This window comes from Streptomyces sp. NPDC059355 (assembly GCF_042752335.1).
Lineage (GTDB): Bacteria > Actinomycetota > Actinomycetes > Streptomycetales > Streptomycetaceae > Streptomyces.
This window is the reverse complement of record NZ_JBHYXN010000009.1, coordinates 42,081-54,949: the sequence shown is the minus strand read 5'-3', so window position 1 is coordinate 54,949 and position 12,869 is coordinate 42,081. Positions and strand designations below refer to the sequence as shown.

The window sequence follows — 12,869 nt, the reverse complement described above, 5'->3', positions numbered from 1 at the left end:
CCAGGTGTACGCGGGTAGCAGGTGATGCGACGATGGGATTTATGGGGGACAGGTCAACTCTGCTGGAGACAGGGCGGTTTGTGAGGGCGGAAGTCGAATCGGGCGCAGAGGCCAACGAGGAGGCTCCGGTCGTTAACGCGCAGACCGCGCTGACCGATGCGGATTTCGCGGAGGAAATGTTCGCCGAGACGGACCCGGCGAGCGACACCGAGCTGGAAGCACGGCACCGCGTCGCGGCCGACCGGGGGGACCCGGGCGCGATGAGCGTGCTCGGGGCGCTGCTGCTGCGCCGCGGCGACCTGGCCGGGGCCGAACCGTACCTGCGCGGTGCCACCGCGGAGGGGGACCGCGCCGCCGCGAACAACCTCGGCGTGCTCCTGCTCCAGCGCGGCTACCCCGAGGAGGCCGCCGGCTGGTGGCGGGTCGCCGCCGTGGCCGGGTCCGCCCCGGCCGCACACGCCCTGGGCCGCCACTTCCGCGAGCGCGGGGACGAGCCCGCCGCCGAGTACTGGCTGCGCCAGGCAGCGGAATCCGGCCACGCCCTGGGCGCGTACGGGCTCGCCGACCTGCTGGAGCACCGCGGTGACAAGGGCGTCGAGCGCTGGCTGCGCCAGGCCGCCGAGCAGGGGCACCGCGAGGCCGCGTACCGGCTGGCCCGGCACCTGCGCAAGGGCGACCCCGCCGAGGCCGAGCAGTGGTACCGGCAGGCGGCCGCGCGCGGCCACCGCAGGGCCGCGCTGCACCTGGGCGCTCTGCTGGAGGCGCGCGGGGAGCTCAAGGAGGCCGGGCGCTGGTACCTGACGTCCGCCAAGCAGGGCGAGGCACGGGCCGCGTGCGCGCTCGGCTTCCTGCTGCGCGACGCCGGCGACGAGGAGAGCGCCGTCGCGTGGTGGAACCGGGCCGCGCAGGACGGAGACGGCAACGCCGCCAACGCGCTGGGCGCCCTGCACGCCGCGCGGGGCGAGACCCAGACCGCGGAGAAGTGGTACCGCACCGCCATGGACGCGGGCGACCAGAACGGGGCGTACAACCTTGCTTTGCTGTGCGCCGCACAGGAGCGGACCGCGCAGGCCGAGCAGTGGTACCGGCGGGCGGCCTACGCGGGCCACCGGGAGGCGGCCAACGCCCTCGCGATCATGCTGCTGCAGGTCGGCGACGCGGCCGGCGCCGAGCCGTGGTTCTCGAAGGCGGCCGAGGCGGGCAGCGTGGACGCCGCCTTCAACCTCGGGATCCTGTTCGCGAGCCGGGACGAGGACCGGACGGCGCTGAAGTGGTACGAGCGGGCCGCGTCGGCGGGCCACACCGACGCCGCGCTCCAGGTCGGCATCGCGCTGGTCCGCGACGGCGAGGACCGGGCGGCCGAGCGGCACCTGCGCTGCGCCGCGGGCGGCGGCAGCGCGGAGGCGGCGTTCCGGCTGGCCTCGCTGCTGGAATCGCTGGCTCCGCCGCCGGAGCCGGTGGCGTTGGGCGAGCCGGTCGGCGGTGCCCCGAAGTCCGAGAGCGAGGAGTGGTACGAGCGGGCCGCGGAGCTGGGTCACCGGCGCGCGCAGGTGCGGGTCGGGATGCTGGCGGCCGCGCGGGGCGACCTCGCCGTCGCCGCGCGGTGGTACCGGGAGGCGGCCGAGGCCGGCTCCCGCAACGGGGCGTTCAACCTCGGGCTGCTGCTGGCGCGCGAGGGGAACGAGCCGGAGGCCGCGCTGTGGTGGACCCGGGCCGCGGTGGCGGGCCACGGCCGGGCGGCGCTGCGGCTGGGGCTGCTCGCCGCGCGCCACGGGGACCTGGCCGAGGCGCAGAAGTGGTGCGTCCGGGCCATGGAGCTGGGCCCGGCGGAGGTCTCCGAGCGGGCGGCCCGGCTCCGCGAGGCCCTGGCGGAAGAGCTTTCCGCCTGACGCCGCGGCTCCGCCGAGCCGGAACGTTAAGCGATTTGCATCTGTGGGGTGGCGTCACGTAAAGTCGTGTTTACCGACGCGGGGTGGAGCAGCTCGGTAGCTCGCTGGGCTCATAACCCAGAGGTCGCAGGTTCAAATCCTGTCCCCGCTACTGAAGGCCGAAGGCCCGGATCCTCTGGATCCGGGCCTTCGGCGTTTCGAATCGTGAACGGCATGGACAAAGGGCCCGGGAGCATCGCTCCCGGGCCCTCCTTCGTCCGTCGTCACGCCCCCGCGCAGGCCGGGCACAGCCCGCGGTACGTCACCTCGACCGCCGACACCACGAACCCGAAGCGCTCCGCGTCCGGCAGGTCCGCCATCGGGTTGCCCGCCGGATGTACGTCCCGGATCGCGCCGCACTGCGCGCACACCAGGTGTTGGTGGGGCTTGTGGGCGTTCGGGTCGTAGCGCTTGGCCCGGCGGTCCGTGGAGACCTCCAGGACCTCGCCGAGGGACACCAGCTCGCCCAGCGTGTTGTAGACGGTGGCGCGCGAGATCTCCGGCAGCTTGTCCACCGCGCGCGCGTGCACCTCGTCAGCCGTCAGGTGAACGTGGTCACCGTCGAGCACCTCGGCCACGACACGCCGCTGTGCGGTCATGCGCCATCCGCGTCCGCGAAGTCGTTCCAGCAGGTCACTCATGGACACCACCTTACAGCGAGGGATTCGGTGTAACTCCCGAACCTGTTCGGACTTGGAACCTTACTTGACCTAGACAAAGTCCATTGTAGGATCGAATCGACAGGGCCCAAGGGCAGGCACATGGCAGGAATGACGCAGGAGGCGCACGTGACGCAGGGACCGCTCACCACGGAGGCCGGGGCTCCGGTCGCCGACAACCAGAACAGCGAGACGGCCGGCGTCGGTGGCCCCGTCCTGGTCCAGGACCAGCTGCTCCTCGAGAAGCTGGCCCACTTCAACCGCGAGCGCATCCCGGAGCGCGTCGTGCACGCCCGCGGCGCCGGCGCGTACGGCACCTTCACGCTCACCCGTGACGTCTCGCAGTGGACCCGGGCGAAGTTCCTGTCCGAGGTCGGCAAGGAGACCGAGACGTTCCTGCGCTTCTCCACCGTCGCGGGCAACCTCGGCGCGGCCGACGCGGTGCGCGACCCCCGTGGCTGGGCGCTGAAGTTCTACACCGAAGAGGGCAACTACGACCTCGTCGGCAACAACACCCCGGTGTTCTTCATCAAGGACGCCATCAAGTTCCCGGACTTCATCCACACCCAGAAGCGCGACCCGTACAGCGGCTCGCAGGAGGCGGACAACGTCTGGGACTTCTGGGGTCTGTCGCCCGAGTCCACGCACCAGGTGACCTGGCTGTTCGGTGACCGCGGCATACCGGCGTCCTACCGCCACATGAACGGCTACGGCTCGCACACGTTCCAGTGGAACAACGAGGCCGGCGAGGTCTTCTGGGTCAAGTACCACTTCAAGACCGACCAGGGCGTCAAGAACCTCACCCAGGCCGAGGCCAACGCCCTCGCCGGCGAGGACCCCGACTCGCACCAGCGCGACCTGCGCGAGTCCATCGAGCGCGGCGAGTTCCCGACCTGGACCGTGCAGGTCCAGATCATGCCGGCGGCCGACGCGGCGGAGTACCGCTTCAACCCGTTCGACCTCACCAAGGTGTGGCCGCACGAGGACTACCCGCCGGTCGAGATCGGCAAGCTGGAGCTCAACCGCAACCCGGAGAACGTCTTCGCCGAGGTCGAGCAGTCGATCTTCTCCCCGGCGCACTTCGTCCCCGGCATCGGTCCCTCCCCCGACAAGATGCTCCAGGGCCGCCTCTTCGCGTACGGCGACGCCCACCGCTACCGCGTCGGCATCAACGCCGACCACCTGCCGGTGAACCGCCCGCACGCCACCGAGGCGCGCACCAACTCGCGTGACGGCTTCCTGTACGACGGCCGCCACAAGGGCGCGAAGAACTACGAGCCGAACAGCTTCGGAGGCCCGGCCCAGACCGACCGCCCGCTGTGGCAGTCCGTCCCGGTCACCGGCGGCACGGGCAACCACGCGGCCCCGGTCCACTCCGAGGACGACGACTTCGTCCAGGCGGGCAACCTCTACCGCCTGATGTCCGAGGACGAGCAGGCCCGTCTGATCGAGAACCTGTCCGGCTTCATCGCCAAGGTCTCCCGTGACGACATCGCCGAGCGCGCGATCGGCAACTTCCGCCAGGCGGACGGCGACTTCGGCAAGCGGCTGGAGGCCGCGGTCCAGGCCCTTCGCGGCTGACGGGACCCGCTCGCCGAGAGTTGAAGGGCCGGACCCCGTCGGGGTCCGGCCCTCCGGCTCTACGCCGGTACGGTGCTGCGCCGGGCCGGTACCCAGCAGCGGATCACGTCGCGTACGGACACGATGCCGACGGGGCCGCCGTGCTCCAGCACGATCAGATGGCGGAAGCCGCCGCGGACCATCGCCTCGGCGGCCTCCTGGACGGTGGCCTGCGGGGTGCAGAACACCACGTTGTTGGTGGTGTGCGCGCCCACGTTCTCCCGGTCGGGATCGTGGCCCGCGCCGATGGAGTTGAGGATGTCGCGCTCGGTCAGGATGCCGATGCCGCTGTGGTCGGGATCGAGGACGACTGCTGCGCCGACCCGACGGCCGGACATCAGGCAGGCCGCCTGCCTGAGGGTGTGGGCGGGTCCGAGGGTGAGGATCACGGTGCTCATGGCGTCGCGGACGAGCATGAAAGGAGCCACCTCCTGGGGAGAGTCCTCCGCGCACTTAGAGAAGGTCTTCACAAGCGCACAAGCGGAGGAGTCCCAGATTCCCATGGGTACGGAGGGTCATCAAGAGGGCGCACCCGGTTGTCCGGATGCAAGACCCTTACGGCTCGGGCGGCTCAGGCGCGCGGGCGCAGACGTCCCAGCATCTCCTCGTGCAACAGCCCGTTCGAGGCGGCCGCGTTCCCGCCGTGTACGCCCTCCACGCCGTCCAGGTCGGTGAACCGGCCGCCCGCCTCCTGGACCACGACCGCGATGGCCGCCATGTCCCACAGGTTCAGCTCCGGCTCGGCGCACAGGTCCAGGGATCCCTCCGCGACCATCATGTACGGCCAGAAGTCGCCGTAGCCGCGGGTGCGCCAGCACTGCCGGGTCAGCTCCAGGAACCCGGCGAGCCGGCCCTGCTCCTCCCAGCCGCCCAGCGAGGAGTAGGCGAACGAGGCGTCGCCGAGGGTGCCCACCTTCGAGACGCCGAGCGGTACGGGCGCACCGCCCAGCGCACCGCCGGCGTACGCGCCCCGGCCCTGCGCCGCCCACCAGCGGCGGCCCAGCGCCGGCGCCGAGACCACGCCGACCACGGGCCGGAAGACCCCGTCGGGGCCCTCCTCCATCAGCGAGATCAGCGTCGCCCAGACGGGGACGCCACGCACGTAGTTCTTCGTGCCGTCGATCGGGTCCACGACCCAGCGGCGCGGGCCGCTGCCCTTGAGCCCGTACTCCTCGCCCAGGATCGCGTCGGCCGGCCGCGCGGCCTCGATCCCGGCGCGGACGATCTCCTCCGCGGCCTTGTCCGCCTCGCTCACCGGGGTCATGTCCGGCTTCGTCTCGACCTTCAGATCGAGGGCGCGGAACCGCTGCATCGTGGCGGCGTCCGCCGCGTCGGCGAGCTCAAGGGCAAGGCGGAGGTCATCGTCATACTCGGGCATGCTCGAACAGTATCGGGACTGCCCACAGGCGGCGAACGGCGTCCACCGTGCGACCCTCCGGCGCCCTTGACAGGATCTGTCGGTCCGTCAACTCTGGCGGGGGAGCCGAGCGGGGAATCGGAGCGGGGGAAGTCGAGCGGGGAGGCGCGCATGCCGGCAGCCCGGGAGTCCTTGCTGGAAGCGGCGGGAGCGGCGCTCTTGGCGCGCCCCTGGCCGTCCGTGCGGATGGTCGACGTGGCCGCCACCGCCGGGGTGTCCCGGCAGACCCTCTACAACGAGTTCGGCGGCAAGGCCGGGCTGGGCAGAGCCCTCGTGCGCCGCGAGGCCGACTGGTACCTCGAAGGGGTGGACCGGGTCCTGCGCTCCCCGGCCGCCGCCGCCGAGCGGCTCGCCTCGGTCGCCGAGTGGACCGTACGGGCGGCCCGCGCGCGTCCCCTCGTACGGGCGCTGCTGACGGGGTGCTGGGACGGGAACCTGCCGACGCCGCCCGGGCAGGGCGTGCGGCCGGGAGTTCCGGCCCCCGGACCCGGGGAGCTGGCCCGGGCCGTCCGGGACCGGGCCTCGGCCACGCTCAGTCCGGGGGAGGGGGCGCAGCACTGCGAGCTCGCCGTACGCCTCGCCCTCTCGTACGTGATAGCGCCGGGGGAGGAGCCGGGGCTCGGGGAGCTGATGCGGTTGCTGCGCCTGCTCAGTGAGCCGAACCGGACAGCTGCAGGCCGATGACGCCCAGGATGACCAGCGAGATCGAGACGAGTTTGAGCGTCGAGACGAGGTCTCCGAGGAAGACCATGCCGTAGATGGCCGTTCCGGCGGCCCCGATGCCCGTCCACACCGCGTAGGCCGGGCCCACGTCCAGCTTCTTCAGTGCCAGCGTCAGCAGCCCGAAGCTGCCCAGGGCGAAGGCGGCGAAGGCGATGGTCGGCCACAGCCGGGTGAACCCGTGCGACAGCTTGAGGCAGACCGCGAAACCGGTCTCCAGGATTCCGGCGACGACCACCAGCAGCCAGGCCATGGCGAATGCCTCCCGCGTCAGGTGACGTCGTGTCACGTGGTGCGATTATGCATTTACCAGACCTGGTGGGTGGCAAACCCCGCCGGACGATCAGTCTCCTTCGCGGCGCTCGCGGGTCTGCAGCAGCCGCCGCAGCGAGTACAGGCGTGCCGGATCGGCGTGACCGTCCTCCACCCATTTGTCCAGCGCGCAGTCCTGCTCGTCGTGGCTGCAGGCCCGCGGGCAGTTCTCCGTACCGGGAACGAGTTCGGGGAAGGCCAGGATCACCCGGGACGGGTCCACGTGGTGCAGGCCGAAGGAGCGCACGCCCGGGGTGTCGATGACCCAGCCGTCGCCGTCCGGCAGCGGCAGCGCGAGTGCCGAGGTGGTGGTGTGCCGGCCGCGGCCGGTCACCGCGTTGACGTGCCCGGTGGCGCGCTGGCGGCCCTCGGCGACCAGCGAGTTCACCAGCGTGGTCTTGCCGACGCCCGAGTGGCCGACGAAGGCGGTGATCCGGCCGTTCAGGCGCTCGCGCACCCGGTCGGCGGCGTCGCCCGTCGCCAGCTCCTCGCGGTTGGTCACCACGTAGTTCAGGCCGAAGGTGGAGTAGATCTCCAGGATCTTGTCCGCGGAGGTCAGGTCCGACTTCGTGAGCACCAGCAGCGGCTCCAGCCCGGCGTCGTACGCGGCCACCAGACAGCGGTCGATCATCCGGGGCCGCGGCTCCGGGTCGGCCAGCGCCGTGACGATCGCCAGCTGGTCCGCGTTGGCGACGACCACCCGCTCGTACGGGTCGTCGTCGTCCGCGGTGCGCCGCAGGACGGACTTGCGCTCCTCGATCCGCACGATCCGCGCGAGGGTGTCCTTCTTGCCGGTCAGATCGCCGACGATCCACACGCGGTCACCGACCACCGCCGCCTTGCGGCCCAGCTCGCGGGCCTTCATCGCGTGGATGGTGCGGCCGTCGACCAGGCAGGTCAGCCGGCCGCGGTCGACGGTCAGGACGAAGCCCTCGGCCGCGTCCTCGTGCTTGGGCCGGATGGTGGTCCGGGGCCGGTTGCCCTTGGGGTTGGGCCGCTGGCGGATGTCGTCCTCGTCGGTGTGCTTGCCGTACCTGCGCATGACGGGGCCTACGCTCCCGCTACTCGCGTCGTTTGGCCGAGCATGCCGGCCCACATCTTCGGGAAGTCCGGCAGGGTCTTCGCGGTCGTCGCCACGTTCTCGATCCGCACGCCCTCCACCGCCAGGCCGATCACCGCGCCCGCGGTGGCCATCCGGTGGTCGTCGTACGTGTGGAACACGCCGCCGTGCAGCGGACGCGGGCGGATGTGCAGGCCGTCGGCGGTCTCGGTGACCTCGCCGCCGAGCCCGTTGATCTCCGCGGTCAGCGCCGCCAGCCGGTCCGTCTCGTGCAGCCGCAGGTGCGCCACCCCGCGCAGGGTGGAGGGTGAGTCGGCCAGCGCCGCGACGGCCGCGATGCCCGGGGTGAGCTCGCCGACCTCGCCCAGGTCCACGTCGATGCCGTGGATCTTGCCGCTGCCCGTGAAGACCAGGCCCGCGTCGGTCAGCTCGCAGGAGCCGCCCATCTCCGTGAAGATCCGGCGCAGCTCGTCGCCGGGCTGCGTGGTGCGGCGCGGCCAGTCGGGGATGGTGACCGTACCGCCCGTGATCAGGGCGGCCGCCAGGAACGGCTGCGCGTTCGACAGGTCCGGCTCCACGACCACGTCACGGCCCAGCAGCGCGCTCGGCGCGACCCGCCACACGTTCGGCTCGCCGCCCGCCTCGGGGGTGTCGACCTGGGCGCCCGCCGCGCGCAGCATCTCCACCGTCATCCGGATGTGCGGCATCGACGGCAGGGTGGTGCCGGTGTGCCGGACCTCGACGCCCTGGTTGAAGCGCGGGCCCGACAGCAGCAGCGCCGAGACGAACTGCGAGGAGTTGGAGGCGTCGATCTCGACGACGCCGCCCTCCAGCGCGCCGCCGCCCTGGACGGTCAGCGGCAGCGCGCCCCGGCCGTCGTCGTCGATACGGGCTCCGAGGGTGCGCAGGGCGCTGATGACCTGGCCGAGTGGGCGCTCGTAGGAGCGGGGGTCGCCGTCGAAGCGGATGTCGCCGGCGGCCAGGGTGGCGACGGGCGGCAGGAAGCGCATGACCGTGCCCGCGTTGCCGACGTCGACGGTGGCCGGGCCGTGCAGCGCGGCCGGGATGACCCGCCAGGCCTCGCCGCCGGAACCGTCGCCGGAGCTGGAGGAGGCGGTCTCCTCGATGCCGACGCCGAGCGCGCGCAGGGCGTCCGACATCAGCTGGGAGTCGCGCGAGCGCAGCGGGCGGCGCACCCAGCCCGGCTCGGCGGCGAGCGCGGCGAGGACGAGGGCGCGGTTGGTGACCGACTTCGACCCGGGCACGGTGACGGTGGCGTGGACGGTGCCGTCGGCGAGCGGAGCGGGCCAGAGGGCGGGGAGCGCGGGGGTCTCGGTCATGGCCCCCACTTTAGTGGCTCGTCCCGGGCCCAGATCTTGATCGCACGCTGGTCTCGGAGGTTGGACGCGGAGTTCGGACACGGACGTCGGACACGGACGTCGGACACGGACGTCGGACACGGACGTCGGACGAGGACGTCGGACACGCACGTCGGGCCCGGACGGCTCAGAGGCCGAGGAGCCAGCGCCCGCCGCCGATCAACGAGCACAGCGCGACGGCGTGGAAGAGGAGCAGCCAGGCCACCGGGTGGACGTGCGTGAGCCGGCCCAGCTGGTCGGCGTCCGAATCCGGCGCCCCGCCGTGCCGGCGCTTGGCCCCCAGCTCGAAGACCGGCCGCACCCCGCCCAGCAGCAGGAACCACACCACCAGGTACGCGAAGACCGCCTGGACATCGGCCGGGGCCAGCCAGGAGACCAGCACGAACGCGGCGCCCGACAGCACCACCGTCAGGGCGCCGTACGCGTTGCGGATCATCACCAGCATCGCCAGCAGCAGCGCGGTGGCCGCCCACAGCAGCAGCGTGATCCGGTGGGCCGACAGCAGGGCGGCCCCGCCGAGCCCGAGCAGCGAGGGTGCCGTGTACCCGGCCGCGGCGGTAAGGATCATCCCGAGCCCGGTCGGCTTGCCGCGGCTGACGGTGACCCCGCTGGTGTCGGAGTGCAGCCGGATCCCGTCGAGCCGCCGGCCGGTCAGCAGAGCCAGCAGCCCGTGGCCGCCCTCGTGGGCGATGGTCACGGCGTTGCGTGACAGCCGCCACAGCGGGCGCGGCCCCACGGCGAGCAGGGCGACGACGCCCGTCACGATCACCAGCCACAGGGCCGGCGGGGTCTGTATGCCCGTGAGCCGGTCCCACAGGCCGGCGGTCGCGGAGCTGTCCGTGGTGCTGTTCATGGAGTGGCGGACTCCTTGCGGTGGTGGGCGGATGGGATGGCAGTCTGGCAGCCATGTGCGGACGGTATGCAGCGAGTCGTCGGCCGGAGGACCTGGTGGAGGCCTTCGGCATCGAGAAGTGGGAGCCAGAGGAGACACTGGCCCCCGACTGGAACGTGGCGCCGACGAAAGAGGTCCACGTCGTCCTCGACCGTCCCGTGAAAGACGCTCCGAACCCGCGTCCGGTTCGTCAGCTGCGCACGGTGCGCTGGGGGCTCGTCCCCTCGTGGGCCAAGAACCCCGAGGGCGCCGCCCGGATGATCAACGCCCGGTCGGAGACCGTGGCGGAGAAGCCCTCCTTCCGCCGCCCCTTCGCGCAGCGCCGCTGCATCGTCCCCGCCGACGGCTACTACGAGTGGGTCACCGCCCACGACGAGCGGCAGCTGGAGGTCGAGGGCAAGAAGAAGCGGGCCCGCAAGCAGCCCTACTTCGTGCTCCCCGCCGACGGCTCCGTCTTCGCCATGGCCGGCATATACGAGTTCTGGCGCGACCCGGCCCTCCCCGGCGACCACCCGCAGGCCTGGTGGGCCACCTGTTCCGTGATCACGGCCGAGGCCGAGACCGGGCCGCTGGGCGTGGCCCCCGCGGAGGGGCCCGCCTCGCTCGCCGAGATCCACCCCCGGATGCCGCTGATGCTGCCCCCCGACCGCTGGGACGCCTGGCTGGACCCGGCCCGGACCGACACCGACGAACTCCAGGCCCTGCTCGCGCCGCCGCCGGGAGGGCTGATGCGCGCGTACCCGGTCTCCACCGCCGTCAGCAACGTGCGCAACAACGGGCCGGAGCTGTTGCACGAGCTGGCCGCGCCGGAGGAGGCCACGCTCTTCTAGCCGGGGCTTCCGCCCCGGGCGGGACGCCCCGGGCAGGATGGGTGCCATGACCACGCGTACGCGCACCGAGAGCGTCGACACCCCGGCGGGCGAGGCCCGCATCACCTGGCACCCCGTCCCCGCCCGTACGGCCGCACGCCTCGTGCTGGCCGTGAGCCACGGCGCCGGCGGCGGGATCGAGGCCCGCGACCTCGTGGCCCTGGCCGCCGCCCTGCCCGCCCACGGGGTGACGGTGGCACTGGTCGAGCAGCCGTGGCGGGTGGCCGGGAAGAAGGTGGCCGCCGCGCCCAAGGTGCTGGACGAGGGCTGGCGGGGCCTGTGGCCGGCGCTGGCCGGACCCGGGCTGCCGGTGGTGGCGGGCGGCCGCAGCGCCGGGGCCCGGGTGGCCTGCCGGACCGCCGCGGAGCTGGGGGCGGCCGGGGTGCTGGCCCTGGCGTTCCCGCTGCACCCGCCGGGCCGGCCCGAGAAGTCCCGGGCCGAGGAGCTCACGGGGGCCGGGAGGCCCACCCTGGTGGTCCAAGGCGGCCGGGACCCCTTCGGGCGGCCCGGGGAGTTCCCGCCGCCGACCGCGCAGGCACCGTACGAACTGGTGGAGATCCCCTCCGGCGATCACGGTTTCGCCGTGCCGAAGAAGGCGGACCTGACCCAGGACGAGGCCCTTGCGGTGATCACCGGGGCCGTCGCCGCATGGCTCGCCGGGCTTCCCCTGTGACGGACGCGGTCCGGGGAGTGAGACGGACCCGGGAGTGATCCGTACCACATCGCGGACGCCCACCTGACAGAGGCCGGAGGTACGGGCCCCGGCGGGGAATGCGCGGCCCGACCCTTCTGTTGTGCGGGATGTCAGAACGCACGGGATCAGTCGGAGGAGAGGGACCGCATGACCCAGGTCATCAGCCAGCACCGTCCGCAGGCGGCAGGCCTGGACTGGACGGTCCTGCCCGCGCCCAAGCGCCGCCCGCTTCAGGCGGCGGAGGGCCGGGATGGTCGACTATTCTCCGATTCGAGCGGGTCCGCTTTCGGAGCCGTCACGCAGTCGGAGGAGGTGGGTCCTGTCGCTGGGACCGACGAAGGCCACGCGGAGGAGACGACCCCGGAGCGCAATGCGCGCTTCGAGAGGGACGCCCTCGGCTACCTCGACCAGATGTACTCGGCCGCGCTGCGCATGACGCGCAATCCGGCCGACGCCGAGGACCTGGTCCAGGAGACGTATGCGAAGGCATACGCGTCCTTCCACCAGTTCCGCGAGGGCACCAACCTCAAGGCGTGGCTCTACCGCATTCTGACCAACACGTTCATCAACTCCTACCGCAAGAAGCAGCGTGAACCGCAGCGCAGCGCGGCCGAGGAGATCGAGGACTGGCAGCTGGCGCGCGCCGAGTCGCACATGTCGACGGGCCTTCGTTCCGCCGAATCGCAGGCACTCGACCACCTGCCCGATTCGGATGTGAAGGAAGCGCTGCAGGCGATTCCGGAGGAGTTCCGCATCGCGGTCTATCTTGCCGACGTAGAGGGCTTTGCGTACAAGGAGATCGCGGACATCATGGGTACACCCATCGGTACGGTCATGTCGCGACTGCACCGTGGCCGCCGTCAACTCCGCGGAATGCTGGAGGACTATGCCCGTGAGCGCGGGCTGGTTCCCGCCGGCGCGGGAGAGTCGAACGACCTGAAAGGCTCGGGCTCATGAGCTGCGGAGAGCCGCACGAGACGGATTGCTCTGAGGTCCTGGACCACCTGTACGAGTTCCTGGACCACGAGATGCCGGACAGCGATTGCACGAAGTTCGAGACGCACTTCGGCGAATGCAATCCCTGCCTGGAGAAGTACGGCCTCGAGCAGGCCGTAAAGAAGCTGGTGAAGCGCTGCTGCGGTTCGGACGACGTGCCGACCGACCTGCGCTCGAAGGTCATGGGACGGATCGAGCTGATCCGTTCCGGGCAGGCCGTCCCCGAACACGATGTGACAGCGGACCCCGCCACCGGCTGATCGAACAACCGCCCCTGGAAGCCGAATCGTTCACTCGATGGTGCTAATCCGGGGGTGCCCGTA

The 12,869-nt window shown here is 72.0% G+C and carries 14 protein-coding genes and 1 tRNA gene; 8 read left to right on the top strand and 7 right to left on the bottom strand.

The features are described 5' to 3' along the window. Positions 1 to 41: 41 nt before the first annotated feature. Together ACFXGI_RS11290 and ACFXGI_RS11285 are read left to right on the top strand one after the other, a co-directional pair. Positions 42 to 1,889: a tetratricopeptide repeat protein gene (locus ACFXGI_RS11290; RefSeq protein WP_030859404.1), complete on the top strand. Its 1,848-nt coding sequence runs from the start codon at positions 42 to 44 to the stop codon at positions 1,887 to 1,889. A 77-nt stretch (positions 1,890 to 1,966) separates the two neighbouring features. Next, a tRNA-Met gene (locus ACFXGI_RS11285) sits at positions 1,967 to 2,040 on the top strand. A gap of 112 nt (positions 2,041 to 2,152) precedes the next feature. On the opposite strand, the gene ACFXGI_RS11280 is transcribed toward ACFXGI_RS11285, so the two are convergent. After that, complete coding sequence (locus ACFXGI_RS11280; protein WP_030859402.1) at positions 2,153 to 2,569, bottom strand: Fur family transcriptional regulator; 417 nt, start codon at positions 2,567 to 2,569, stop codon at positions 2,153 to 2,155. A gap of 129 nt (positions 2,570 to 2,698) precedes the next feature. On the opposite strand from ACFXGI_RS11280, the gene ACFXGI_RS11275 reads away from it, so the two are divergent. After that, positions 2,699 to 4,168 (top strand): catalase, encoded by a 1,470-nt coding sequence (locus tag ACFXGI_RS11275; protein ID WP_384705298.1) that lies wholly within the window; start codon positions 2,699 to 2,701, stop codon positions 4,166 to 4,168. Positions 4,169 to 4,227: 59 nt separating this feature from the next. On the opposite strand, the gene ACFXGI_RS11270 is transcribed toward ACFXGI_RS11275, so the two are convergent. Continuing rightward, on the bottom strand, positions 4,228 to 4,623 hold the full coding sequence (locus ACFXGI_RS11270; protein ID WP_030859397.1) for a cyclic nucleotide-binding/CBS domain-containing protein: 396 nt from the start codon (positions 4,621 to 4,623) through the stop codon (positions 4,228 to 4,230). Positions 4,624 to 4,778: 155 nt separating this feature from the next. After that, positions 4,779 to 5,585 carry a histidinol-phosphatase gene (gene hisN / locus ACFXGI_RS11265; RefSeq protein WP_384705171.1) on the bottom strand — a complete coding sequence of 269 codons (807 nt, stop codon included), beginning with the start codon at positions 5,583 to 5,585 and terminating at the stop codon, positions 4,779 to 4,781. Positions 5,586 to 5,735: 150 nt separating this feature from the next. Between hisN and ACFXGI_RS11260 the strand changes: the two genes are divergently transcribed. Further along, the gene (locus tag ACFXGI_RS11260; protein WP_384705170.1) at positions 5,736 to 6,308 is read left to right on the top strand and encodes a TetR/AcrR family transcriptional regulator; all 573 of its coding nucleotides are present in this window, start codon (positions 5,736 to 5,738) and stop codon (positions 6,306 to 6,308) included. Here ACFXGI_RS11260 and ACFXGI_RS11255 read toward each other — a convergent pair. The 4 genes from ACFXGI_RS11255 to ACFXGI_RS11240 form a co-directional block, all read right to left on the bottom strand. Then, entirely contained in the window at positions 6,274 to 6,597 is a 324-nt protein-coding gene (locus ACFXGI_RS11255) for a multidrug efflux SMR transporter (protein WP_030153546.1), read from the bottom strand. The genes ACFXGI_RS11260 and ACFXGI_RS11255 overlap by 35 nt on opposite strands. A 90-nt stretch (positions 6,598 to 6,687) precedes the next feature. Next, the gene (gene rsgA, locus ACFXGI_RS11250) at positions 6,688 to 7,698 is read right to left on the bottom strand and encodes a ribosome small subunit-dependent GTPase A (protein WP_384705169.1); all 1,011 of its coding nucleotides are present in this window, start codon (positions 7,696 to 7,698) and stop codon (positions 6,688 to 6,690) included. Positions 7,699 to 7,706: 8 nt separating this feature from the next. Then, positions 7,707 to 9,056 carry a 3-phosphoshikimate 1-carboxyvinyltransferase gene (gene aroA / locus ACFXGI_RS11245; RefSeq protein WP_384705168.1) on the bottom strand — a complete coding sequence of 450 codons (1,350 nt, stop codon included), beginning with the start codon at positions 9,054 to 9,056 and terminating at the stop codon, positions 7,707 to 7,709. Positions 9,057 to 9,222: 166 nt separating this feature from the next. After that, complete coding sequence (locus tag ACFXGI_RS11240; RefSeq protein ID WP_384705167.1) at positions 9,223 to 9,948, bottom strand: M50 family metallopeptidase; 726 nt, start codon at positions 9,946 to 9,948, stop codon at positions 9,223 to 9,225. Positions 9,949 to 10,001: 53 nt separating this feature from the next. On the opposite strand from ACFXGI_RS11240, the gene ACFXGI_RS11235 reads away from it, so the two are divergent. The 4 genes from ACFXGI_RS11235 (at position 10,002) to rsrA (ending at position 12,806) form a co-directional block, all read left to right on the top strand. Next, a complete protein-coding gene (locus tag ACFXGI_RS11235; protein WP_384705166.1) occupies positions 10,002 to 10,817 on the top strand; it encodes an SOS response-associated peptidase in 816 nt (271 codons plus the stop codon). A gap of 46 nt (positions 10,818 to 10,863) precedes the next feature. Then, positions 10,864 to 11,529 (top strand): alpha/beta family hydrolase, encoded by a 666-nt coding sequence (locus ACFXGI_RS11230; protein WP_384705165.1) that lies wholly within the window; start codon positions 10,864 to 10,866, stop codon positions 11,527 to 11,529. A 333-nt stretch (positions 11,530 to 11,862) separates the two neighbouring features. Further along, entirely contained in the window at positions 11,863 to 12,507 is a 645-nt protein-coding gene (locus tag ACFXGI_RS11225) for a sigma-70 family RNA polymerase sigma factor (protein WP_008741505.1), read from the top strand. Continuing rightward, complete coding sequence (rsrA, locus tag ACFXGI_RS11220) at positions 12,504 to 12,806, top strand: mycothiol system anti-sigma-R factor (protein ID WP_048477498.1); 303 nt, start codon at positions 12,504 to 12,506, stop codon at positions 12,804 to 12,806. The genes ACFXGI_RS11225 and rsrA overlap by 4 nt, the downstream gene beginning before the upstream one ends. The last annotated feature ends 63 nt before the right edge of the window (positions 12,807 to 12,869 follow it).